The 23259-nt window shown below is 60.1% G+C and carries 21 protein-coding genes; 14 read left to right on the top strand and 7 right to left on the bottom strand.

Features of this window, described 5'->3' with window-relative positions; translation table 11 throughout:
- Positions 1-21 precede the first annotated feature (21 nt).
- Complete coding sequence (locus tag HW450_RS09280) at positions 22-651, top strand: peptide deformylase (RefSeq protein WP_182385358.1); 630 nt, start codon at positions 22-24, stop codon at positions 649-651.
- A complete protein-coding gene (locus HW450_RS09275; protein WP_182385357.1) occupies positions 623-1615 on the top strand; it encodes an N-acetylglutamate synthase, CG3035 family in 993 nt (330 codons plus the stop codon). Before HW450_RS09280 ends, HW450_RS09275 begins: the two co-directional genes overlap by 29 nt.
- On the opposite strand, the gene HW450_RS09270 is transcribed toward HW450_RS09275, so the two are convergent.
- Positions 1599-2153, bottom strand: a complete 555-nt coding sequence (locus HW450_RS09270) for an RDD family protein (RefSeq protein WP_182385356.1) — start codon at positions 2151-2153, stop codon at positions 1599-1601. The genes HW450_RS09275 and HW450_RS09270 overlap by 17 nt on opposite strands.
- 87 nt (positions 2154-2240) lie before the next feature.
- On the opposite strand from HW450_RS09270, the gene HW450_RS09265 reads away from it, so the two are divergent.
- Both HW450_RS09265 and cls read left to right on the top strand, forming a co-directional pair.
- Positions 2241-3053 (top strand): exodeoxyribonuclease III, encoded by an 813-nt coding sequence (locus HW450_RS09265; RefSeq protein ID WP_182385355.1) that lies wholly within the window; start codon positions 2241-2243, stop codon positions 3051-3053.
- The gene (gene cls, locus HW450_RS09260) at positions 3054-4553 is read left to right on the top strand and encodes a cardiolipin synthase (RefSeq protein WP_182385354.1); all 1500 of its coding nucleotides are present in this window, start codon (positions 3054-3056) and stop codon (positions 4551-4553) included.
- Between the two features lie 134 nt (positions 4554-4687).
- On the opposite strand, the gene HW450_RS09255 is transcribed toward cls, so the two are convergent.
- Positions 4688-5845, bottom strand: coding sequence for a multidrug effflux MFS transporter (locus HW450_RS09255; RefSeq protein ID WP_182387474.1), 1158 nt, complete (start codon positions 5843-5845; stop codon positions 4688-4690).
- Between the two features lie 75 nt (positions 5846-5920).
- On the opposite strand from HW450_RS09255, the gene HW450_RS09250 reads away from it, so the two are divergent.
- Positions 5921-7162, top strand: a complete 1242-nt coding sequence (locus HW450_RS09250; RefSeq protein WP_182385353.1) for a Na/Pi symporter — start codon at positions 5921-5923, stop codon at positions 7160-7162.
- Here HW450_RS09250 and HW450_RS09245 read toward each other — a convergent pair.
- The 3 genes from HW450_RS09245 to HW450_RS09235 are packed head-to-tail and all read right to left on the bottom strand — an operon-like array spanning position 7159 to position 9412.
- Positions 7159-7926 (bottom strand): hypothetical protein, encoded by a 768-nt coding sequence (locus tag HW450_RS09245; protein WP_182385352.1) that lies wholly within the window; start codon positions 7924-7926, stop codon positions 7159-7161. The two genes, HW450_RS09250 and HW450_RS09245, sit on opposite strands and share 4 nt — an antisense overlap.
- Complete coding sequence (locus HW450_RS09240) at positions 7926-8861, bottom strand: ABC transporter ATP-binding protein (RefSeq protein ID WP_182385351.1); 936 nt, start codon at positions 8859-8861, stop codon at positions 7926-7928. Before HW450_RS09240 ends, HW450_RS09245 begins: the two co-directional genes overlap by 1 nt.
- Positions 8862-8899: 38 nt before the next feature.
- Positions 8900-9412 carry an NUDIX domain-containing protein gene (locus HW450_RS09235; RefSeq protein WP_182385350.1) on the bottom strand — a complete coding sequence of 171 codons (513 nt, stop codon included), beginning with the start codon at positions 9410-9412 and terminating at the stop codon, positions 8900-8902.
- A gap of 126 nt (positions 9413-9538) precedes the next feature.
- On the opposite strand from HW450_RS09235, the gene HW450_RS09230 reads away from it, so the two are divergent.
- The 4 genes from HW450_RS09230 to HW450_RS09215 all read left to right on the top strand — a co-directional run bounded on the left by HW450_RS09230 (position 9539) and on the right by HW450_RS09215 (position 15419).
- Complete coding sequence (locus tag HW450_RS09230) at positions 9539-11008, top strand: hypothetical protein (RefSeq protein WP_182385349.1); 1470 nt, start codon at positions 9539-9541, stop codon at positions 11006-11008.
- Positions 11005-11988 (top strand): glutamate ABC transporter substrate-binding protein, encoded by a 984-nt coding sequence (locus HW450_RS09225; RefSeq protein ID WP_182385348.1) that lies wholly within the window; start codon positions 11005-11007, stop codon positions 11986-11988. Before HW450_RS09230 ends, HW450_RS09225 begins: the two co-directional genes overlap by 4 nt.
- A complete protein-coding gene (locus HW450_RS09220) occupies positions 11985-14369 on the top strand; it encodes a serine/threonine protein kinase (RefSeq protein ID WP_182385347.1) in 2385 nt (794 codons plus the stop codon). Before HW450_RS09225 ends, HW450_RS09220 begins: the two co-directional genes overlap by 4 nt.
- A gap of 144 nt (positions 14370-14513) precedes the next feature.
- A complete protein-coding gene (locus tag HW450_RS09215) occupies positions 14514-15419 on the top strand; it encodes an endonuclease domain-containing protein (RefSeq protein WP_182385346.1) in 906 nt (301 codons plus the stop codon).
- Between the two features lie 65 nt (positions 15420-15484).
- On the opposite strand, the gene HW450_RS09210 is transcribed toward HW450_RS09215, so the two are convergent.
- Together HW450_RS09210 and pta are read right to left on the bottom strand one after the other, a co-directional pair.
- A complete protein-coding gene (locus HW450_RS09210) occupies positions 15485-16675 on the bottom strand; it encodes an acetate kinase (protein ID WP_182385345.1) in 1191 nt (396 codons plus the stop codon).
- Complete coding sequence (pta, locus tag HW450_RS09205) at positions 16672-18024, bottom strand: phosphate acetyltransferase (protein WP_182385344.1); 1353 nt, start codon at positions 18022-18024, stop codon at positions 16672-16674. The genes HW450_RS09210 and pta overlap by 4 nt, the downstream gene beginning before the upstream one ends.
- 188 nt (positions 18025-18212) lie before the next feature.
- Between pta and HW450_RS09200 the strand changes: the two genes are divergently transcribed.
- The 5 genes from HW450_RS09200 to HW450_RS09180 all read left to right on the top strand — a co-directional run bounded on the left by HW450_RS09200 (position 18213) and on the right by HW450_RS09180 (position 22994).
- Positions 18213-19580: an FAD-dependent oxidoreductase gene (locus HW450_RS09200; RefSeq protein ID WP_182385343.1), complete on the top strand. Its 1368-nt coding sequence runs from the start codon at positions 18213-18215 to the stop codon at positions 19578-19580.
- A gap of 125 nt (positions 19581-19705) precedes the next feature.
- Positions 19706-20173 (top strand): GNAT family N-acetyltransferase, encoded by a 468-nt coding sequence (locus HW450_RS09195; RefSeq protein ID WP_182385342.1) that lies wholly within the window; start codon positions 19706-19708, stop codon positions 20171-20173.
- Between the two features lies 1 nt (position 20174).
- Positions 20175-20591 carry a GNAT family N-acetyltransferase gene (locus tag HW450_RS09190; protein WP_182385341.1) on the top strand — a complete coding sequence of 139 codons (417 nt, stop codon included), beginning with the start codon at positions 20175-20177 and terminating at the stop codon, positions 20589-20591.
- Between the two features lie 44 nt (positions 20592-20635).
- Positions 20636-22387, top strand: a complete 1752-nt coding sequence (locus HW450_RS09185; RefSeq protein ID WP_182385340.1) for a ribonucleoside triphosphate reductase — start codon at positions 20636-20638, stop codon at positions 22385-22387.
- Positions 22362-22994: an anaerobic ribonucleoside-triphosphate reductase activating protein gene (locus tag HW450_RS09180; RefSeq protein WP_182385339.1), complete on the top strand. Its 633-nt coding sequence runs from the start codon at positions 22362-22364 to the stop codon at positions 22992-22994. The genes HW450_RS09185 and HW450_RS09180 overlap by 26 nt, the downstream gene beginning before the upstream one ends.
- Positions 22995-23259 lie beyond the last annotated feature (265 nt).

Genomic DNA, 23259 nt, shown 5'->3' with positions numbered 1-23259 from the left:
CCAGGGTATATTCTTTTAACTATGACAGTTCGTCCCATCGTCATCCACGGCGACCCAGTGCTCCACAACCCCACCGCCCCAGTCACGGAAACCCCTGATGAACTGGCGGAACTCATCGCGGACATGTACGAGACCATGGATCGCGCGCACGGCGTCGGCCTCGCAGCGAACCAAATCGGCGTCGGCAAACGCCTCTTCGTCTACAACTGCCCCGACGTAGAGGGGCCTGACGGCACCCTGAAATCTGAGGAAGAAATCAAGGCCCAGGGCGGCGAGTTCCGCCGCGGCTGCGTGATCAACCCAGTACTGGAAACCTCCGAAATCCCAGAAACCATGCCCAACGACGACGGCTCCGAAGACGAAGGCTGCCTCTCCGTACCAGGAGAAACCTTCCCCACCGGCCGGGCCAATTGGGCACGCGTCACCGGCACCGACGAACACGGCAACCCCGTCACCGTCGAAGGCTATGGGTTTTTCGCCCGCTGCCTCCAGCACGAGGTCGGCCACCTCGACGGCTACGTCTACACCGACACCCTCATCGGCCGCTGGAAACGACTAGCCAAAAAGACCATTAAGGCCAACGGCTGGACCACCGAGGGCCTAACCTGGACCCCTGGCGTAGATGAGGACCCATTTGGGCACGACGACTAACCCGAAAGTAGGCGACCGCGTCATCGTCCGTCGCCGCCTGCCAGACACGCCAGGGCACCTTACCGACGTCATTGGCCACGTACTCTCCACCACCCCACTGATCGTGCGCCCGCAATCTGTCGGCGGTTTCGCCTCCATCGCTGACGCCGTGGAAATCCCTGCCGAGCTGATCCAGGTGGTGAAAGTGCTGCCGCCGCGCCGGGTACGCAACTCCGATATTCGCGCTGTGGAGACCGCCACCGCGATGGCTTTCCCCGGGATCGAACACGTCTGGCAGGACGGTTGGCTGCTCCGCGCCGGCGACGGCATCACCGAACGCTCCAACTCCGCCGCCCCGCTCGGCAGCTCCGCGGGACTCACCCCAGTCCCAATGGCGGCTATCCAGGAGTTTTATGATCGCCACAATCTGCCCGTGCAGCTGCTGATCCCCGACCGCATCGGCAACTCCGCGTTGCAATTCGCCCGCACGCGCGGCTGGAGCTTCGGCCCTGACATCGTGGTGATGACCCGCGAACTCTCCGACCCGGACCCCCTGCCCACCGAGATCCGCTTCGATATTCAGGACCAGCCCGACGAGGACTGGCTGAAGCTCTATCACTTCCGTGGCCAGCCCCTGCCTGCACACGCACTGGAGCTGCTGCGCACCCAGATCGAAGGGCACATGTGCTTCGGGCGCATACTCTCCGAAACCGGCGAGACCATCGCCATCACCCGTGGCACGCTCACCGAGACCCCCGACGGCCGCCGGTTCCTGGGCTACTCCGCAGTAGAAGTAGCACCCGCCTACCGACGCCAAGGCCTTGGCACCGCACTGGGCCAGCGCATGGTGAACTGGGGCATCGAACACGGTGCCACCGACGCCTACCTGCAGGTCCTGGCCAGTAACGAGCCTGGGATCGGGTTGTACGAGAAGCTCGGCTTCGTGGAGCACCACCGGCACCGGTACGCTAGCCCAGCTTCTTAACCACCCTGATGCGGGAGAATCGGTCATGTGGCGCCACCCCGAAAGCATCCGCCTTGGCCGCTCCCGCAAACCACAGCCCCACCCCGAGCGCCGCGACTGGACCCGCGATGGGGATCATCGGGATGAGCAGCCACAGGTTGCGTCGTCCCGCTTGCAGGGCGTCTACTGGGGTGTCCGCGGGCCCCACTACCCGCAGCCCCATCAGCCGTTTACCGATGGACCCGCCGACGGTGTCCAGGAGAGTCTGCCAACAGTAGAACGCGACTGGAAGCACGAACACCCCGGCGAGGAACCATCCCTGCGCAAACGCGATCGATAGTCCCAACAACATCGTGACAAACATGCTGCTAAACAGGGCTACGTCAATGGCCAGCGCACCGACGCGAGCAGTAACCGGCGCATTGTCGATAGCTCGCTGTCCGGTGTTACGTCCCGGCAAAAACGCGCGGTACTTCTCGATTTCACCGTGCGCAATCGGTGGCTGTAGCGCATCACGGACTTCGCGTGCAAGACGCTGCCGCATTGGTTTAGCTTCCATGGTGGTTTGGCTCCTTCCCTATGGAGTTAACGCCCACTACCACCGTAAAAGTTCCACACTCCCCATGAGCCGGGTAGGTTTGTTGCTATGCGCATTGCCACCTGGAACGTCAACTCTGTGCGGACGCGAATCGACCGCGTCACCGAATTCTTAACCCGCCATGACATTGATGTGCTTGCCCTGCAAGAAACAAAAACCGCGGATAAGAACTTCCCGTACCAAGCGTTCACCGACCTGGGATACCAAGTCGCCCACTACGGCCTGCACCAGTGGAACGGCGTGGCCATCGCCTCCCGTGTTGGCCTCGAGGACGTGCGCACCCAGTTCCCCGACCAGCCCGGATTCCACAAAGACCCGGCCAAGCCGCAAGATGTGGAAGCACGAGCGATTAGTGCCGTGTGCGACGGGGTACGCATCTGGAGCCTGTACGTTCCTAATGGCCGCGAGATCGCCGACCCGCACTATGACTACAAGCTGCGCTGGCTGGGCGCCCTCGCCAACTATGTGGAAAATGAGCTGCGCGCCACCCCGGAGAGCCAGCTGGTGCTCGTGGGGGATTTCAACATCGCTCCCCGCGACGAGGACGTGTGGGACATGGCCTTTTTCGAAGGGAAAACCCACGTCACCGACCCGGAACGTGTGGCATTTGAAAACCTCCTCGACGCCGGCCTAATCGAAGTCACCCGCGACTTCACCACAGGACAGTTCACGTACTGGGACTACCAGCAGATGCGGTTCCAGCGCGGGCAGGGGATGCGGATTGACTTCCAATTGGCGTCGAAAAGCGTGCGTGCGGTCAGCGCCCTTATCGACGCCGACGAACGCTCCACCACCGGCGCCTCCGACCATGCGCCTGTCATCGTGGATTACGAGACGGCCCGAATGGACGACGTGCGCTAAATGTTCGGGCTACATTTTTGGGATATCGGACACTTCACCTGGTGGCAATCTGTCGGCATGGTGCTGGACTACAGCATTAAGATCCTCGCTATCGGCGTGGTTCCAGAGGGGCGTAAACCCGCGGCGTCCAGCGCATGGCTGCTCGCTATCTTGCTGATCCCGATCGTGGGACTGCCGCTGTTCCTCCTCATGGGTAGCCCGTACATCAACCGCAGGCGCCACCGCATCCAGCAGCAATCCGATGCGATGATCCGCGACGTGCAGGAAAACGTTCCCGACGTCCCACCCCACGCCACCCTCAGCCCCGAGCTGGAATCCATCATTCGCCTCAACCGGAGCCTTACCCGCTTACCCGCCGTCACTGGCACGCACCATGGCCTGTATGCGGATTATGAAGCCTCCATCGCGGAAATGACCCGAGCCGTCGACGAGGCGACTGAGACAGTGCACGCGGAAATTTACATCGTCGCGTGGGATGAGACCACCGACCCGTTCTTCCGCGCCCTCGAACGCGCCGTGCAACGCGGTGTGAAGGTCCGACTCCTGTTCGACCACGTCGGCTCCTGGAAGTATCCCGGGTATCGAAAACTCGGCCGTCGTCTAGACGCCATCGGCATCGACTGGCACCTAATGCTCCCCTTGCAGCCGTGGAATTGGCGCTTCCGCCGACCTGACCTGCGCAACCACCGCAAAATGCTGCTTATCGACGGCCACCGCGGCTTCATCGGGTCCCAAAACATGATCGATTCCTCCTACCTCCTGCGCTCCAACCGACGCCGGGGCCTGCACTGGGTAGACACCATGGTGGAACTCAGCGGACCCGTCGTGTCCTCCATGGAGATGGTGTTTTCGGTCGACTGGTACTCGGAAAGCGGCGAGGCGCTTGCCCTACCCGAAACCGGATCCGGCCCCTCGCTGCCCGAAGAGAAAACTGACATCAACGTGCTGCAGCTTGTCCCTTCCGGCCCGGGCTACACCACCGAGCCGAACCTGAGGCTATTCAACTCCATCGTGCACCACGCCAAGGAACGCCTCGTCCTGTGCAGCCCGTACTTCATCCCCGACGAGACGCTGCTGGAATCCGTCATCACCGCCTGCTACCGGGGCGTGTCCGTGGAACTGTACGTCAACGAAAAGGGCGATCAGTTCATCGTGTCGCACGCCCAATCGAGCTATTACTCCGCATTGCTGGAGGCCGGAGTGAAAATCTACCGCTACCCCGCCCCCGCGATTTTGCATTCGAAGTTCATGATCGCGGACCCCTCATCTCCAGACGCTATCGGGGTGCTCGGATCCTCTAATCTGGACCAACGCAGCTTCGGGCTTAACTACGAAGTGTCGCTGCTGGTCGCACACGGCACCCTCATCGATGACCTCGCTGATCTCGCGCTTGAGTACCGGCAGCGTTCCACGTTGCTCACCGCTGAGGAATGGGCCAAGCGCCCCCTGGTCAAGCGGTACGTAGACAACGTCATGCGACTGACTTCTGCGCTGCAGTAGTTGTTGATAGGGATTTGTTTCGTGAGACAAATCCCTACGCCTTGGCCCGGAAAACCCCAGGCAAACCACCGGGATAGGCGAAGCGATTCGTATTCAAAAACAAATCGCTATCCAGACCCCTAAAAACACCAAAATTACTTGCTCGCCAGACGCAATCCCACTAAGCCAATCGTGGCGCAGCATGCCATGCCCATTGCCATCGACAGCCCATAGTTGTTACCGAGTACGACCAGTGGGCTGACGGTGCCAGCCACAACGAATTGGCACGCGCCCATAACCGCAGCTCCGGTTCCGGCGAGTGGTCGGACAGCAGAAGTGCCCAGGGCGGTGGCGTTGCCCATGATGAAGCCGATTTGGGAGATCGCCAAGAAGAGCACCGGCACCGCAAGCCACGGGTGCGGGCCAAAAAGCGAATCCACCAGCAAGATCACAGCGCATCCGAGCATCACTAGCAGGCCCCGGACCAGCAAATTAAACGGCTCGGTGCGTTCCACAAGCTTTGAGTTGATAAACGATGACAAGGCAATGCCCACCGCGTTGATGCCGAAAATGATAGAGAACGCCCGAGGACTGAACCCCAGCTGGTTTTGGAACAGGTAGGGGGAGGCCGCAATGTAGGAAAACATGGTGCCGAACCCGAAAGCAAAAGCGAGTAAGTAACCAATAAATTCCCGGTTGCGCAGTACTTCCCGGAATTTAAGTCCGCCTGTGGTTCGCTCCTCCGAAGGCCGCGATTCCCGGATGAAGAAGAAAGCCACTACAAACTGAGCGACACTGATCGCAGCGAGCACCCAGAACAGGCCTCGCCACCCGATTGGTTCCAAAAGGAAGCCACCTAGGACGGGTGCGACCACCGGAGCTACACCTTGAATCATCATGAGCAGGGAAAATGCTTTCGCAACCGCATTTCCCTCTGCTAGGTCCGATACCGTGGCTCGGGAAAGCACCACCCCGGAGCCCAATCCAGCGCCTTGCAAGAACCGGGCACAAACCAGCACGCCTATCGACGGCGACAGCGCACATGCCACGGCGCTGAGAGTCGCGAGTAGAGTTCCTCCCACCATGAGGCGATGGCGGCCGTGGGCGTCGGAAAGCGGGCCAATGAAAAGCTGGCCCACCGCCATACCTGCCAGGAACCCAGTGAGGGTGAGCTGCATCAACGCCGGGGTGGTGCCCAGGTCCTCGGCGATGGCGGGCAATGCGGGGAGGTATACGTCGATACCAAACGGCCCGCCCGCGCTGAGCAGAGCGAGTCCCGAGAGCAAACCAGCACCAAGATATTGTTTACGCATCACAGAAAATACCATATCGTGTAGTCGGGTAACGTAGAAGTGAATAGTTGTTGACCAAGGTAAACGAGGGGTGTTGTGGGTTCACAAACTGCTGCTCAACGCAACTATTTCCCGGGCACCATTCACTACATCAACCCGCGCCTCGTCCCTCGCGATGAGGACGAAGTGCAGATCTCGGGGTTCGGCAAGGTCGTCCGTGGCATCGGGGTGTTGCTGTGCCTCTACGTGCTACTCACTGGCGTCAAGTTAATCACGACGGGAGTTCGTGACCTGGGCTATGCGGTGGTCGCCAACATCATGGACTACGCCACCCACCCAGTGCTCGCGATCCTGGTCGGCATCCTGATCACTTTTGGTGTGCAATCCTCCACCGTGATCACCACCATTGTGGTCGCGGCGGTCGGCTCTGGCGTGGTGCCCATCGAAACCGCGGTCATGCTGATCATGGGATCCAACATTGGTACCTGTTTCACCCCGCAACTCGTCGCATTCGGGTTCTTCCGCGATAAGCCCAAGTTTCAACGCGCCCTGAGCGCCACGATGACCACCTGGTGGTTCAATGTTTCCTTGGTAGCTTTCCTGTTCCCCCTCGAAGTTGCATTTCACCCCCTACGAGCGCTGTCTGACCAGCTCTCACGCTGGCTTTACGGTTGCACCACCATCACATTTAGTGTTAGCGGGCTTGTCGACGCCCTCATCCACCCAGTCGTGGAAGGAATAGGAACCAACGGACTGCTCGGCTACCTAGGGAGCCCCAACATTGCGGCGGCGGTATCGATCGGGCTCGGCGTGATCGCCATCATGATAACGATCCGTTTCACCACGGTGTTGCTCAGCGACATGACCGCCGCCAGCGCCCGTTTCGTGTTTGCTCATTCGGCAGAACAACCAGAAACCGCCGTCCAAATCAGGTCAGTCCTCACTGGCCTGGGGCTGACCCTCATGACGCAATCCTCGTCCGCCACCATCTGTTCCACTGTTCCCTTCGTGGGTACGAACACGCTGTCGCTCCGCAAGGCCTTCGGCATCGTCTTGGGAGCCAACCTGGGAACCACGATGTCCGCGATGATCGCCGCGTTCGCGGTCTCCGGGGAGTTTGGACAACTAGCTATGCAAGCGGCGTTCGTCCACGTCCTTTTCAACCTGATCGGCGTGGTGGCTGTGATGCTTATCCGGCCTCTCGGCCGTGGCATCATCACGCTGTCCACCACTGTCGCACGTCGCGCTGTAGGCGCCCCGCTGCCAGCTTTTATCGCTGTGCTGGCCACCTACATACTCATCCCCTTTGGGGTTATCGCCCTGGTGGCGCTATTCTAGGCGTCCCTTCGGACCAGCAGAGCAACACCGACCACGTACACAACGAGCGCGATCGCAGCAAAGTACCACAGCGACCCCCAGTATCCCCACGGCGCTTCCTCAATCGCTTCGGCATAGTAAAACGCGCTCAGGTTCTTAAACGGCAAGTACGGCAATACCTTTTCCCCAAACTTCGGGATCATCGGCACAACCACGACCTCCACCACCATGAACCACGGCAAAATTATCATGATGGAGAACACTGCGCTCCGCACGATCCATGCCAATCCCTGCGCCAAAATGATGAACATGGTGGCATACACCGGTGTTTTCCACAGGTATTTTTGTGCTTCTGAGTTGCTGAGCAGCAACTCCGGCCCCAGCTCTGACCCCACGATCATCCGGACCAGAGGGATAACGATAACCAGTGTAACCACGGTGAACACCGTAGCCACCAAGATCATGAGCAGCAGTTTCGCCAGCGCAACCACCAGGCGGTTCGGGGTCGCCTGAAAAGTCACGGACACCAACTTCTGGCCATATTCACTTGTCACTACCAGGATGGACATGATCGCCAGCACCAGTCCGCCAGCCAGGTTCACCACCTGCGCCAGGTCATGGGGAACCAACGTCGGCCCCGGACCGTCTCCCCTCGTGGACCGCATAATGGTGGCTACAAGGACGATGATGCCCACGGTCATCGCCGCGTACACGATCGCATTGCCCCAGAAGGCTTTGGTGGTGCGCAGCTTAGTAAATTCTGCGTTCAAAACATTGAGAAACATTAGCCCTGCTCCCCCACTGGTACATCGGTCCGGTATTGCACGGCATCTCCCGTCATTTCCATGAACGCATCCTCCAGAGACGCTTTACGCTCCGAAAGTTGCTTGAGTAAAATGCCCGTCGAGTAGGCAAGCGCCCCAATAAAGTCAGTGCTCTGCCCCGGAATGACCACCACCGAGCGGTTTTCTTCATCCTGTTCTTCCGTGAATTCGATCTGCTCTTCGTCGAGCACCATCTTGAACTCAGGAAGATGTTCCGTCCGAACCAGAACTGCCGACTGGGAAGAGTTCTTCACAAAGTCATACACCGTGGTCTCTGCAATCAGCCTGCCTTGACCAATGACCACTAGGTCATCCGCGGTGAGCGCCATCTCAGACAACATGTGAGAACTGACAAACACGCTCCGCCCTTCCGCAGCCAACGCTTTGAGGAAGCTACGGACCCAGCGGATTCCCTCTGGGTCCAAGCCGTTGACCGGCTCATCCAGCAGCAGCACACCAGGATCCCCGAGCAGCGCCGTGGCTAACCCCAAGCGCTGGCCCATACCGAGCGAGAACCCACCCGCGCGTTTGCCCGCCACGTCCGAAAGGCCTACTAAGCCGAGCACTTCATCCACGCGCGATGAGGGAATGCCGTTGGACTGAGCAATCCACCGCAAGTGATTAGCGGCGGAGCGGTTGGGATGGACGGCTTTGGCGTCGAGAAGCGCGCCCACCTCACGCAGCGGATTCTTCATATCTTTGTATCGCTGGCCGTTGATGAAGGCGCTGCCGCTGGTGGGGCTGTCCAGCCCCAAAATCATCCGCATGGTGGTGGATTTTCCGGCGCCGTTTGGTCCAAGGAAGCCCGTCACCACACCTGGCTTCACGGTAAAGGTGAGGTCATCCACTGCGCGCACACTGCCGTAGTGTTTGCTCAGATTCGCTACGTCAATCATGACCACCAGTGTGGCACAGGTTAGTTCCTAAGCTATCGCTAAGTGGTCATTTTGTGATTTTTCCACTCCTGGTAGCGGGCCAGGATCAGTGGCAGCGCTTCTTCGAAAGGCGGGATCAAGTCCAGCTTCGGCAGCTCAGGAATCGGAACCCACCGCAGCTCTAGTGATTCTTCATCTGCAACCACCGGCAATTGCTCTGGGGTAACCGCGATGACTGTGGTGTAGGTCCACCCGCCCGGCAGCTCGGGGCGCTCTGGATCCGCGGGATATGGTCCGGCGGTGACAATATCTGCGACAGTCTCAATGCGGTCCGTGGCAATGTTGGTTTCCTCCACGGCCTCCCGCAGCGCGCTCTGCGCCACCGTTTCGTGGGAATCCCGGGCCCCGCCAGGCACGCCCCACGTGCCACCGTTCGCGGTCCAGTACGCCCTGTGCTGCATCAGCACCGAGTCGGTATCGTATGCCACCAAGAACAACCCAGCGGCGCCCCACACACCCCAGCGCCTCGTGCCGTTAGGGCCCGCAGCCCAGCCATCTCCATCAGCGTGCATACCACTCACTGTAGCGCTGAAACGTTTGCTAGCGGGATGCCGATAAACCATGTTAGACAGTTGAAGTATCGACATTTTCAACTTGCTCCAACCTGGCCGCTGGCAGAAAGTACTATAGAAGCAACTATGACCGAGGTACAGCGCAGCAACGCTCCGGTGACCGTCGTGCTTGAAGACGCACCGGCTCGGCCTGCTGTGGCCACAGCAACGGACGTCTGGTTGAACTACCCCACCAGCGAAATCACCTCGCGGAAGATCTCCAATCGCTTGCGCGAATCTATGAGCTTGCCGGCGCTCTGGGGCAGGCGCATCCGCACCTTTGGTTCCACCACCATCGGCATGATGACGCTAATTACCATGGTGCTCACCGTCGCGATCTTGGCGGCGGGCGTCTCGATGGCGCAGTCCACGGAGAGTCGGCAAACTGCGCTCGCCTCCTTGATTAACAACACCGAGCCGATGTCCTCCACCGCCCAGGACCTTTACACGTCGCTTTCCCTCGCAGAAACCGTGGCGACCACTGGTTTTGTCCAGGCGGGAGTGGAGCTTCCGGAAAACCGGGAACGGTACCAGCGCGCAATCCAACGCGCCTCCGCGGCTGCGACTAAAACCACCGCGGGACTTGGACCTCAGCCCTCCCGGGAGCTGGAGCTGATTACCCAAATCCAGACGCAGCTGCCTGTTTACACCGGGTTAGTGGAAACCGCGCGTTCGAATAACCGCATGGGCAACCCCGTTGGCGCTGCTTATCTGGCGCAGGCCTCTTCGCTGATGCGTCTTACGATCCTGCCAGCCGCCAGGGAGTTGCTCGATAGTTCCAACCGCACGTTGAATGAGAAGCAGCGCAGCCTCACCGAGCCGCAGTGGGTGCCGATCTCCGGCCTGGTGGCGGCGCTGATCATGCTGTACTGGGCGCAGCGTTGGTTGGCAGTGCGCACTAGACGACGCCTCAACAAGGGATTCCTCACTGCCACCACATTCATGGCCATTGCGTTGCTATGGGTGACTATTTCTAACGGATACACCTGGTATTCCGGTTCCAAGGGCTACCAGGAAGCGGCCGCCCCGCTCAGTGCGTTGACGAATGCCCGTGTGCTGTCTCAGCAAGCACGCACGGGCGAAACCTTGGCACTGGTGCGTCGCGAAACCTCCGCCCAGACCATTGAGGGCTTCGACGTCATCATGATGAAGGTACAGGCCGAGCTGAATCACTACCAAGACTCCTCTCTCAGCAACCACGACGACAACGCTGCGGAAGCTAATACCGTGGAAACAGCACTGCAGGATTGGCAGGCCTCCCACGAGCGGCTCCGCCGAGCAGTGGACCAAGGCGAGTACAGCGAAGCCAGCACCATTGCGTTCCACTCCCCGGACAGAAAAACACCCGAGCATGATGGCACCACGGCCGAATACTTTGACACGGTGGACTCCGGGCTCGCGCGTCTCATTCAAGACGCCCGACTCTCCCTCCGCACGTATTTGGACAGTGGTTTGATGGCCACCCGCTGGGTGTCCACGCTGGTACTTATCTTGTCGATCGCTTCGGTAGCCGCATTGTGGCTTGGCATCCGACCTCGGCTGCAGGAGTACCTATGATGAAAAAATTGCTGACTGCTCTCCTACCAGCAGTATTAGTTGCTAGCTGCACCAACCCTGAGGTGATTCCGTACGCGCCTACCCCGGCGACCTACCAGCCGGTTGTTCCCGCTGGCGCCACGTTTGAGCCGGCGGGTTCGGTACCGGCCAACCCGCCGTTGTTGGATAACCTGCTGGGTAGTTTGCGTCCGGATGACCGGAAACCAGAGGACCGGGTGCCGGGCATCGTCGGCCGGGGCAGGTTGATCGTGGGGGTGGACCAGTCGCAGAACCTGCTGAGTTTCCGTGATCCCGTTACCGGTGAGCTGCGTGGCTTTGAGGTCGAACTAGCTCGCGAGATCGCACGTGATATTTTCGGCAGCCCCGACAAGGTCGATTTCCGGTTCGTAGATAGCCAGGACACCGTCAAGTTGCTGGAATCCGGGCAGGTAGACATCATGCTGCGGTCCCTATCCATCACTCGCCACACCCAGGATCAGATGTTCTTTTCGGTGCCGTATCTGTCCACCGGCACCCGCATGCTGGTGATGGAGTCATCCGGGCTCGGATCTGTGGAGGATTTGGGCGGGCGTACTGCGTGTGCGCTGAAAGACTCCACGGCGATTCAGCTGATCCGCCAGTACAATCCGCGGTCAAACATCATGGCGACGAACTCGTGGTCAGACTGTTTGGTGCTGCTGCAGCAGGGAAATGTGGACGCTATCGTCGCCCATGACACGATTTTGGCGGGAATGGCCGCCCAGGACCCATATCTGCGGATCGTCGGAAGGTCGCTGAGCTTGGAGAACTTTGGCGTCGGTATCGCCAAGCCGGGCTCGCGGCATGATACGACAGGACTGATTCGTCAGGTCAATTCCACTATTGAGCGCATCGTCGCCGACGGCACCTGGTGGGATATTTACAACCGCTGGCTAGCCAGCTACCAGTTCATTAAGGGCCCACCGCCCATCATTTATCGCGCAGAAGGGGATCACCAGTGACTGAGGAGAACGTACGCACCGAAGCCGTCCCTTACAATCCCTTCGCCGACGATGACACCAGTGGCCAAATCCGCGCGCTGGTCGAAGACCTCGATCACCTGCGCGACTCCGTCACCCACACCTCCGCGGTTCCCTTCGACCCGTTCGCGGATGATGAAGACGAAGACGATGTTGAGCTAGATACAGCAGCTGTCCTTGCTGTTGCGGGCGTTCCGGATGCTACTGAGTCGGAGGATGTGAGCAGCCGGAGCCGTCGTGAAGCACTGTCTACGTTCCGTCAGCGCCGCGGGACGACGCGCGCCGGCCGCACCGTGGCCGACGGCATGGTGCAACTGCCCTTCGTCGCGTTGACCAACGCCCAGGATGCTGTGATCGAACCGGAACCGTCGGTTGAGCCACCGACGCTGCAGCCCGGCGATATGGTCGCTGGCCAATACGAGGTTCTTGGCGTGATCGCGCACGGCGGCATGGGCTGGATCTACCTGGCTAATGACCGCAATGTCTCTGGCCGGTGGGTGGTGCTCAAGGGCATGATTCCAGGTGGCAACCCGCGCGATCACGGTACCGCCGAGGCCGAGCGGGAGTTCCTGGCGGATATCACGCACCCGGAGATTGTGAAGATTTATAACTTCATCGACGATCCGCGCGTGCCCGGTGGGTTCATTGTAATGGAGTACGTGGGCGGGCCGTCGCTGCTGGATCGACGGCGTGAACAACCCGGCAATGTGTTCCCGGTTGACATCGCCATCGCCTACATTCTGGAGATCCTGCCGGCGCTCGAATACCTGCACTCGCGCGGCGTGGTGTACAACGACCTGAAGCCGGACAACATCATCGTCACGGAAGACCAGGTGAAGCTGATTGACCTGGGCGCGGTTTCCGGTATCGGTGCCTTCGGCTACATTTACGGCACCAAGGGCTACCAGGCTCCGGAAGTTGCCACCTCCGGGCCGTCCGTCGCCTCCGATATTTACACCGTTGGACGGACCCTTGCCTCATTGGTGTGCACGCTTCCCGTGGTGGACGGGCACTTCGCCCCAGGGCTACCAACTCCATTCGAAGAACCACTGTTTCGCAGGCACTTATCGCTGTACCGTTTATTGCTGCGCGCCACCCATGAGGACCCAACCCAACGGTTCCGCGACATCCACGAGCTCCGCACCCAGCTGTACGGCGTGCTCCGCGAAATCATCGCGGTCCGCGACGGGAAGCAATACCCCGCGCAGCACTCCCTGTTTTCCCCGCAACGTACCACCTTCGGCACGAAACACCTGGTGTTTCGCACCGACCAGCTTATCGACGGCATTGAGCGCACAGTCCGCATCACCTCACCGGAAGTCGTGGCTGCCCTACCCACCCCGCTGATTGACCGCACTGACACGGGCGCGGCCTTGCTCTCTGGATCCTCCTACGCCGAACCTTCCGAAGCACTCGAAACGCTCCGCGGGGCTATGCAAAACCCGGAGTACGAAGGGTCAGCCGAGATCCCGCTCGGGGTGGTCCGCGCACTCCTTGACCTCGGTTTTGTTGCTGAGGCCCGCAACTGGCTGAGCTCCCTGGCTGCCACGTTGGAACCTGACTGGCGTTTCCAATGGCATTCGGGGATCACTGCGCTGCTCCTCGACGACTTCGCCACCGCCCAAATCCACTTCAACAACGTGCTCACCATCCTGCCGGGCGAGGCCGCCCCGAAGTTGGCGCTGGCCGCCGTCGATGAGCTACTCCTGCAACAAGCCGACCTGCAGTCCACTGCCCTGCTGACCCCGGACGTCGCAAAGGCAACAGCAGAGCTCGGCTCCTCCATGGCCGACCTCGACATCGCCTTCCTTGACAGCCTCGAAAACACCTGGTCACACGTCACCCAAGACCCAATGGCCCTGCGCTTCCACTCCCTCCGGCTTTACCGACTCGTCTGGGCCACCAACCCCACCACCGTCTCCTCTGCCTTCGGCATGTCCCGGCAGCTCATGGCCGAAAACCACCTCGAGCTCGCCGTCAGCGCCCTCGACCGAGTCCCCCAAAACTCCCGCCACCACCGCATGGCAAAACTCACCACCATCCTCCTGCTCATCAGCGACAACCTCACCGAATCCCGCATCCGCCGCGCTTCCCGACGCCTCGAAGAAATCCCCACCAACGAACCCCGCCTGCTCCAGATCCGCATCGCAGTCCTCGGCGCAGCCCTTACCTGGCTCCGCACCAACAACCTCGACCAAGCCGCCAGCCCCAACGATCTCTTCGACCACCCCTTCACCCAACGAGGACTACGCACCGGACTCGACGAAAACCTCCGACTCCTCGCCCGCTCCGCCCCCTTCGCCCGCCACCGCTACGCACTCGTAGACATGGCAAACGCGGTGCGGCCCACGACGTGGTTTTAGTGGGGCACCGCGTCCCCGCGAAATTTAGCGTACCGATGGGATTTTCCGAGCCGTTTTCGTCCCATCCGTACGCTCGATTTCCGCGTGGGCTAGTTTTCCTCCCCCGAGGGATCCTTTTGAGTGGGTTGCACAGTCTAACTAAGTGTGAGCACTTTTAATTTTGACATTCATCCACAGCGTTTCTCTGACCTGAAGCGTTCTGATATCCGTTCGGGACGATGGGTCCCTTTTGTCCCGGGGATTTATGTGCCTCGGGGTTGTTCCGTCAATCGGATCGGTGCGGCCCGGGCATTGCATTTACGATATCCGACGGCAACAATCGGCGGTTATGCTGCACTTTTATTCCACGGTGTGCCGTTTTGGGGAGACTCTGCGATAGCGCTCGGCCATGTGGTTTCGAATCATGCGCGCGTCGATCCGCATTTCCGGTTGCTCCGCGGCACGGAGTTTTCCCCGTTCTCTGGACTCGACCCCGCCTACCCCGAACTGACCTGCACAGATGTCGCGACAGCCACAGTGGATTGCCTGGTCGACCTGGCAAAGGAACGAGAGCAATGGTGGACCACTATCATCCCAGGCATGTCGCTTCCCGACGTCCGCTGCATCCACATCATTGATGCTGCCCGCAATTACGCCGGGCTCACCAACACCCAGCTACGCAAAGCTGCTCGCCACCGCTTTGATCGATGCAGGTTATCACGGCTGCTTAAACACTCGATCCCCAATTCAGGATCGCCCCAGGAAACCACACTCCGGTTGCTTTTAACGCAGATCTTCCCCGGACTGGTGTGCCAACACGAAGTGCGGAACGGCTCAAAACTAGTCACCGTCATTGACTTCGCTTGGCCCATGCTCAAGGTCGCCATCTACTACGACGGACACCACCACAACATTGTGTCAACAGCAAACCGCGACAAAGAAATCGATGCCTACCTGCAAGAAAACGGGTGGCGAGTACTTCGCGTCACCAAATCAATGGTCACTCCGGAACGCCGGGATCAGTTGTTGTGGCGGGTCGGGAAGTTGATCGCGCTGGCACACAAAATTTAGCGTACGGATGGTACAAAAATTGCGAATTTCGTCCCATCCATACGCTAAATTCCGCCTAGCAACCACTACGCCAAAGCCACGGCGTACCGCGCGATTGCCAGCTCTTCGTTGGTCGGCACGACGCAGATCTTGACTTTGGATTCGGGTGCGGAGATGATCCGTGGTTCGGAGGATCGGATCTCGTTGAGTTCGGGGGCGATGATGATGCCGAATTCTTCCATGTCGGCGAGCGCATCGGCTCGGACGTGGAAGTCGTTTTCGCCGACGCCTGCGGTGAAGGTAATGGCGTCGACGCGACCGAGGGCGATCATGTAGGCGCCGATGTATTTGCGCAGGTTGTGGATGTAGATGTTGTAGGCGAGCCAGGCGTCCTGGTCCTCGTTTTCAATCATGGCGCGCAGTTCGCGGAAGTCGTTGACTCCGGAGATGCCTTTCACGCCAGATTGTTTGTTGAGGAGGGTGTCTACTTCATCTACGCTCATGCCGTTTCGCAGCAAGTGGAAGACGATGCCAGGGTCAATGTCGCCGGAGCGGGTGCCCATGACGATGCCGGCGAGTGGCGTCATGCCCATGGAGGTGTCTACAGCGTGGCCGTTATGAACTGCGGAAATGGAGGCTCCGTTGCCGAGGTGACACACAATCTGCCGGGTGTGGTCGGCTTCGCGGCCGATGAGGTCGGGGACCTGCTGGGATACGTATTCGTGGCTGGTGCCGTGGAAGCCGTATCGACGAATGCCTTGGGATCCTGCTACTTCTGCATTAATGGCGTAGAGCGCGGCCGCTGGTGGCAGGGAGTGGAAGAAGCCGGTGTCGAAGACCGCGACATGCGGAATGTCTGGCAAGAGCTCCCGGGCGACTTCGATGCCGATGATGTTCGCCGGATTGTGCAGCGGCGCAAGCGGGATGAGGTCGCGAACCATCCCGAGGATTTCGTCGGTAATGACGGCGGGCTGGGAGAATAGCAAACCGCCGTGCACCACACGGTGACCGACAGCGGTGATGTCGAGGGAGGATGGGCCGATGCCGTGTTCGTCTAGCATTTCGAAGACGCGCCCCAGGCCAACACCGTGGTCTTCAAGCGGCAGCTCCTCGACCCACTTCTCGCCAGCATGCTTAATGGTGATGCGACCGACAGGCTCACCCACCTGCTCCACTAGGCCAGAGGCGAAGGGGTCGGCGGTGGCGTCGGCGGTTGGGTCGATGATCTGGAACTTGATCGAGGACGATCCAGAGTTCAGTACGAGGGCTAGCGTCACTGAGCACCTCCCGCTTGAATGGCCGTAATGGCCACGGTGTTGATGATGTCTGGGACGGTTGCGCCTCGGGACAGGTCATTGACCGGCTTGTTCAGGCCCTGCAGGATTGGGCCGACTGCGAGCGCATGCCCAGTGCGCTGTGCGGTCTTGTAGCCGATGTTGCCGGCCTCGAGGTCTGGGAAGATGAAGATGTTGGCGCGGCCTGCGACCTCAGAGTTTGGCATCTTCTTTGCTGCGACTCCCGGGTCGACGGCGGCATCGAACTGCAGTGGGCCGTCGACAAGCAGTGCAGGGTTGAGCTCGCGTGCCTTCGCGACGGCGGCAGCGCAACGGTCCACGTCCGGGCCGCTACCCGACGTGCCGGTGGAGTAGGACAGCATCGCCACGCGCGGGTCGAGGCCAAATTGGGAGGCGGTGCGTGCGGACACGACGGCGATCTCACCGAGCTGGTCGGCGGTCGGGTTCGGGTTCACGGCGCAGTCGCCGAATGCCCACAGACGGCCACGCATGACCATGAGGAAGATGGAGGACACGACGGAAGCATCCGGGACCGTCTTGATGATCTGGAAGGATGGCTTGATGGTGTGGGCGGTGGTGTGGTTGGCGCCGGAGACCATGCCGTTGGCAAGGCCCTTGTGCACCATCATGGTGCCAAAGTATGAGATATCTCGCATTGTTTCGCGAGCCTGTTCTTCCGTGACGCCCTTGTGCTTGCGCATTTCGTAGAAATCCGCAGCGAATTCCTCAGCGAGCGGCGAGGTCAGGTGGTCAACGAGGTTGGCCTTGGATAGGTCCAGGCCCAGCTCATTAGCACGCGCCTTCACGACGGCCGGGTCACCCAAAATCGTCAGCTTCACAGTGTCGTCTACCAGCAAAAAGTGGGCTGCTTCCAGGATGCGATCGTCGTCGCCTTCCGGAAGCACGATGTGCGAGCCTGCTTCGCGGGCACGCCCCAGCAGCCAATCCGCAAACACTTCCGCACTCATGACGGGTTCTACTGCAACATCAAGGTTTGGTACTGGCTGATCTGCGCTGAATACCCCGAGCACCGTCGCCCCGAGTTCCTGGGCATGCAGCACGGATAGATCCGCGCGTGGAGTGCGCTCATCAGCGAGAATGAGCATCCCCACGCCGAGTGCTGCGGCGGCTTTTGCGTCGTAGTCAATGGAGCCCGTGCCGGTGAGGAGGACTGGGCCGTCGGCAAGCGGGCGTGATGCGAGGATCTCAGAGAGCTCCATGACACCGTCAGCGAGCGGGCGGACGCGCATTCCGTTGGCCTGGGCCAATGCGTCGTAATCGTAGCCATCGAGAGTGCGTCCGACCGAGGTGAGCAGGACTGAGTTGGTCATGCTATCCCTTTCTAGTGACTGAATAAGGCACAATCATGAAGTGCCGTGTGATTCACAACGGAATCTTACAGAAAGTGTGGCGTTTCGACACTCGTTTTACCGTTCAGCAACCTTTAGCAAACTCCGAAAATTTGGTATGCTAGCAGGTCGAATTAAATCCAGAACTAAACAAAGGATGCTAGCCACCTATGTCTCGACCGCTTCGTGTTGCTGTGATCGGCGCCGGCCCAGCCGGAATCTATGCTTCTGACATTCTGATGAAGTCTGGACAAGAGGTGAGCATCGACCTCTTCGAGCGCATGCCCGCTCCGTTCGGTCTCATCCGTTATGGTGTCGCCCCGGACCACCCACGTATTAAAGGCATCGTAAATTCGCTGCACCGGGTGCTGGATCGTGAGGAGCTGCGCCTGCTCGGTAACGTCAACATCGGCAAGGATGTGACCGTCGATGAGCTGCGTGAATTCTACGACGCCATTATCTTCTCCACCGGCGCCACCTTGGACCGAGACCTTGACATCCCTGGTATTGACCTCGACGGTTCTTACGGCGCCGCCGACTTCGTTGGTTTCTACGACGGCAACCCGAACTTCAAGCGCACCTGGGATCTGTCCGCCACCTCCACCGCCGTGATCGGCGTGGGCAACGTGGGCCTGGACGTGGCTCGTATCCTCGCTAAGACCGCGGACGAGCTGCATGTCACCGAAATCCCGGACAACGTGTACGAAACCTTGAAGGAAAACAAGGCTACCGAAATTCACGTGTTCGGTCGCCGTGGCCCAGCCCAGGCCAAGTTCACCCCGCTGGAACTGAAGGAACTGGACCACTCCCCAACCATCGAAGTCATCGTGGATCCAGAGGACATCGACTACGACGAAGCCTCCATTGAGGCACGCCACGCCTCCAAGTCTGTGGATCTGGTGTGCCAGACCCTGGAAGGGTACGCCATGCGCGAGCCAAAGGGTGCACCCCACAAGCTATACATTCACTTCTTCGAATCCCCAGTGGAGATCATTGGAGAAAACGGCCGCGTGACTGCGTTCAAGACGGAGCGCATGGAGCTCGACGGCTCCGGCGGAGTGAAGGGCACCGGCAAGTTTACCGAATGGCCAGTGCAGTCGGTCTACCGCGCCGTGGGCTACAAGTCCGACGAGATGCCCGAGGTCCCATTCGACCCAGCCAAGAATGTCATCCGTAACGATGGTGGCCACGTCATCACTCATGAAGGCGAAATCGTTCCGGGCCTGTACACCACCGGCTGGATTAAGCGCGGCCCGGTGGGGTTGATTGGCAACACCAAGTCCGATGCTAAGGAAACCACCGACATGCTGCTCGCGGACTACGCGGACGGCAAGCTGACCCCGGCTGCATCCCCAGAGCCGGACGCTGTCACCGCGTTCCTGGATTCCCGCAATATCCCATTTACCACCTGGGATGGCTGGTACCAGCTCGATGCCGCCGAGAAGGCGCTGGGCGAAGCCGAGGGCCGCGAGCGGAAGAAGATTGTGGAATGGGACGAGATGGTGAAGCATTCCCGTAAGAACATTGCGGATAGCTAACCACCCCCTTTTCACCTGCAGCTAACGTCGGCAAAACCACATGCAGTTTTTTCACGCTGTGGTTTTGGCCGACTTTTTGCGTTATTTTTCGCGTCAAGGTGGCTAACCTCATTACACTTTTCCCTATGAGTTACCACTTCGAAGTTTCGCAGCTCAAGGACCTCTCCGCTCTCGATGTACACGAGGTGTACAAGTTGCGCGTGGGCATTTTCGTGGAAGAGCAAAACACCGCCTACAAAGAAGTGGACGAGATCGACGCTTTGCCGACCACTCGCCACATCCTGGTGTGGTCCTCTGAGAACAAGGAAGAACTGCTGGGCAACATTCGCGTGTACGAATGTGAAGTTGACGGAAAAGATGTCATGCGCCTGGGGCGCGTCTGTGTTGCCGAGTCCGAGCGTGGCACGGGACTGGCGAAGAAGCTGATGGAGTTCACCATCAACTTCGCTGATGAGACGTACCCGGATAAGGACCTGGTGCTGGACGCCCGCACTCCGTTGGTGGGCTGGTATGAGAAGTTCGGCTTCCGCCAGATCGCCGAGGAGTACCCGTTCGCGGACATCACGCTCACCCCGATGATGAAACTGCACTAGTATGCTCGTCGCCCAGCTTGATGACCTCACACCTCGCCAGGTGTGGGAGCTTCTGAAATTGCGTGTCGATGTGTTCGTGGTGGAGCAACACTGCCCCTACCAGGAGATCGACAGCATTGACCTCACCGCGATGCACATCCTGGCGTACGACGGCCCGCTGGTCGGTTATGCCCGCGTGTACGCCGAGGAGGGAGTGTGGCACCTGGGGCGGCTCTGCGTCGGTAAGCAGGCGCGCGGCACGGGGCTGGCACAGGAGATCATGCACAGGGCACTGCAGCTTTGCGACGGCCCGGTCCACCTCACCGCTCAAACCCCACTGGTGTCCTGGTACGAGGCGTTCGGCTTTGAGGTCTCGGGCGAGGAATTCGACTGGGACGGCATCCCTCATACCCCGATGCGCAAAAAGTTTCTGCGATAATTCTCACGGTTACAATGATGTAATTCAGTTCTAGGGTTGGGGTTATGACTGTCATTGACCCCACCGCCACTATCAACGAATATCTCAGCCGCGAAGACTGGCGGGTCAACGCGAACGCCAACCAGGACTACTCCCTCGGCGGGTTGATCCTCAACGCCAGCGGCAAAATGATCGCCAATTACTGGCTCGACAACGTCTTCACCCCGGAGGCTGCCGCCGCCCACCGCGACGGCGACATCCACATCCATGACCTGGACATGCTCGGTGGATATTGTGCCGGCTGGTCCCTGCGTGCACTGCTCACCGAAGGGTTCGGTGGGGTGCCCGGCGCAATCTCCTCGAAGCCGCCCCGCCACCTGTCCAGCGCCCTCGGGCAGATGGTGAACTTCTTGGGCACCTTGCAGAACGAATGGGCCGGGGCCCAAGCGTTCTCCTCCTTTGACACCTACCTCGCGCCTTACGTGCGGCTCGACGGCTTGGGCTACGAGCAGGTGCACCAGGCGATCCAGGAATTCGTCTTCAACCTGAATGTGCCGTCCCGCTGGGGAACCCAAACCCCATTCACTAACGTCACATTGGACTGGGTCTGCCCCGCGGACCTTGCGGACGACTACCCGATCGTCGGCGACGAGCCATGCGACTTCACCTATGGCGAGCTACAGGCCGAGATGGACCTGATTAACCGCGCCTTCATTGATGTACTGTCCGAGGGCGACGCCGATGGCCGCTCCTTCACCTTCCCCATCCCGACGTACAACATCACTCGCGACTTTGACTGGGACTCCGAAAACGCCCAGGCGCTGTTCACGATGACCGCGAAGTACGGGCTCCCTTACTTCCAGAACTTTATTAATTCGGAGCTGAACCCCGGTGACATCCGCTCCATGTGCTGCCGTCTGCAGCTCGACCTTCGCGAGCTGCTGAAACGAGGAAACGGCCTGTTTGGTTCCGCGGAGCAAACCGGATCGATCGGCGTGGTGACCCTCAACTGCGCTCGGCTCGGGTTCACGTGCGAAACGGAAGGAGAGATCCTCGCTGAGGTGACGAGGTTGGTGGGGCTGGGCGTCGATACGCTTGAGCGCCGACGCGCGACCGTAACCCGCCTGCTTGAGCAGGGCCTTTACCCCTACACCGCGCGCTGGCTCCCCAGCCTCGACAACCACTTCTCCACCATCGGCGTCAACGGCGTCAATGAGATGATCCGCAACCTGACCGGCGGCACAATCGCCACCGACCCCGACATCGCGCTGCGGCTCCTCGACCACATTCGCGCCCTCCTCGTCGAAGCACAAGAAACCACCGGTCACCTCTACAACCTGGAGGCCACCCCCGCCGAAGGCGCCACCTACCGCTTCGCCAGGGCAGATGCTGCGCGCTACCCAGGAATCATCCAAGCCGGCACCGCCGAGGAACCCTACTACACCAACTCCACCCAGCTGCCCGTCTCCCACACCCCGGACCCATTCCGGGCGCTAGAGCTCCAAGACGAGCTGCAACGCAAATACACCGGCGGCACCGTCCTGCACCTCTACATGGGCGCCTACCTTTCCTCCGGCAAGGAATGCGCGCTCCTGGTCAAACGGGCCCTATCAAACTTCTCGCTCCCCTATGTCACCATCACCCCGACCTACTCCATCTGCCCGCAGCATGGCTACCTCGCGGGAGAAGTCCCGGTATGTTCCTGTGGCTCCCCCACCGAGGTATGGACCCGCGTGATGGGATACTTCCGCCCGGTGGCCAGCTTCAACACCGGCAAGAAGGGCGAATTCCATGAGCGCGTCTACTTCGCCTCCTGACCTCCCCATCGCCGGAGTCATTCCCTTCTCCGCCACCGACTGGCCAGGACACCTCACCATCACAGCCTTCACCCAAGGCTGCCCCCTGACCTGCTACTACTGCCACAACCCGGCCCTGCAACAGGTCGGGCCAGGCGTTAAGTTTCCGTGGTCCTTGCTGGAACAACGACGCGGACTTATCGACGCCCTCGTCATCTCCGGCGGCGAACCCACCATGCACCCAGGGCTTGGCTCCTTCATAGCTACCGTGCATTCGCGTGGCTACCCCGTCGGCCTCCACACCAGCGGATACCGACCAAAAGCAATCGCCACGCTCTTGGCCTCGGAAAACACCCGACCCGACTGGGTGGGGCTCGATGTGAAATGCCTGCCCGGCTCATCTTCCGAGGTTGGGCTCACCCCACGAGCTGCAGCCGGAAGCTGGCAGTCCCTCGAGCTGCTCACCGACGCCGACGTTCCCTTACAAGTACGCACCACGGTGTGGCCCGGCTCTGTCTTGGAAGCCGAATTGCCATTGCTCCAGCAGCGCGTCGCCAGCTACGGGCATCACCTTGTCGTGCAACAAGCCCGCGGAGTGGATGCCAACGGGCGGTATCAGGTGGCTTGAGGATTCTTGGGGTGTGGTTTGGGGCTTGGTTTGGGGTGTGGTTTGGGGCTTGGTTTGGGGCTTGGTTTGGGGCTTCACACCGGCCACTTTGGCCTCATTATTTGCAGCCCGTAGGCGCTGCTGGTCGGCTGCCCTCGTTGGCCCCGACATTACCCTCCCGAAGTTCGGGCTCGTCGCAGCGTTTTTGAGGCGACCTCGGGGGCGTAATGTCGGGCTCGAGGCTTTGTCCCACCAATCTCGGGGCCGTAATGTCGGGGTCAACGCC

This window comes from Corynebacterium hindlerae (assembly GCF_014117265.1).
Taxonomy (GTDB): domain Bacteria; phylum Actinomycetota; class Actinomycetes; order Mycobacteriales; family Mycobacteriaceae; genus Corynebacterium; species Corynebacterium hindlerae.
The sequence above is the reverse complement of the archived record's forward strand: the minus strand, read 5'-3'. Positions and strand labels throughout refer to the sequence as shown.

Bases quoted from the DNA above. Each gene is read 5' to 3' on its own strand.
- HW450_RS09280 (WP_182385358.1), top strand. From the start codon at position 22: ATGACAGTTCGTCCCATCGTCATCCACGGCGACCCAGTGCTCCACAAC.
- HW450_RS09275 (WP_182385357.1), top strand. From the start codon at position 623: ATGAGGACCCATTTGGGCACGACGACTAACCCGAAAGTAGGCGACCGC.
- HW450_RS09270 (WP_182385356.1), bottom strand. From the start codon at position 2,153: ATGGAAGCTAAACCAATGCGGCAGCGTCTTGCACGCGAAGTCCGTGAT.
- HW450_RS09265 (WP_182385355.1), top strand. From the start codon at position 2,241: ATGCGCATTGCCACCTGGAACGTCAACTCTGTGCGGACGCGAATCGAC.
- cls (WP_182385354.1), top strand. From the start codon at position 3,054: ATGTTCGGGCTACATTTTTGGGATATCGGACACTTCACCTGGTGGCAA.
- HW450_RS09255 (WP_182387474.1), bottom strand. From the start codon at position 5,845: ATGCGTAAACAATATCTTGGTGCTGGTTTGCTCTCGGGACTCGCTCTG.
- HW450_RS09245 (WP_182385352.1), bottom strand. From the start codon at position 7,926: ATGTTTCTCAATGTTTTGAACGCAGAATTTACTAAGCTGCGCACCACC.
- HW450_RS09240 (WP_182385351.1), bottom strand. From the start codon at position 8,861: ATGATTGACGTAGCGAATCTGAGCAAACACTACGGCAGTGTGCGCGCA.
- HW450_RS09235 (WP_182385350.1), bottom strand. From the start codon at position 9,412: ATGCACGCTGATGGAGATGGCTGGGCTGCGGGCCCTAACGGCACGAGG.
- HW450_RS09230 (WP_182385349.1), top strand. From the start codon at position 9,539: ATGACCGAGGTACAGCGCAGCAACGCTCCGGTGACCGTCGTGCTTGAA.
- HW450_RS09225 (WP_182385348.1), top strand. From the start codon at position 11,005: ATGATGAAAAAATTGCTGACTGCTCTCCTACCAGCAGTATTAGTTGCT.
- pta (WP_182385344.1), bottom strand. From the start codon at position 18,024: ATGACCAACTCAGTCCTGCTCACCTCGGTCGGACGCACTCTCGATGGC.
- HW450_RS09200 (WP_182385343.1), top strand. From the start codon at position 18,213: ATGTCTCGACCGCTTCGTGTTGCTGTGATCGGCGCCGGCCCAGCCGGA.
- HW450_RS09195 (WP_182385342.1), top strand. From the start codon at position 19,706: ATGAGTTACCACTTCGAAGTTTCGCAGCTCAAGGACCTCTCCGCTCTC.
- HW450_RS09190 (WP_182385341.1), top strand. From the start codon at position 20,175: ATGCTCGTCGCCCAGCTTGATGACCTCACACCTCGCCAGGTGTGGGAG.
- HW450_RS09185 (WP_182385340.1), top strand. From the start codon at position 20,636: ATGACTGTCATTGACCCCACCGCCACTATCAACGAATATCTCAGCCGC.
- HW450_RS09180 (WP_182385339.1), top strand. From the start codon at position 22,362: ATGAGCGCGTCTACTTCGCCTCCTGACCTCCCCATCGCCGGAGTCATT.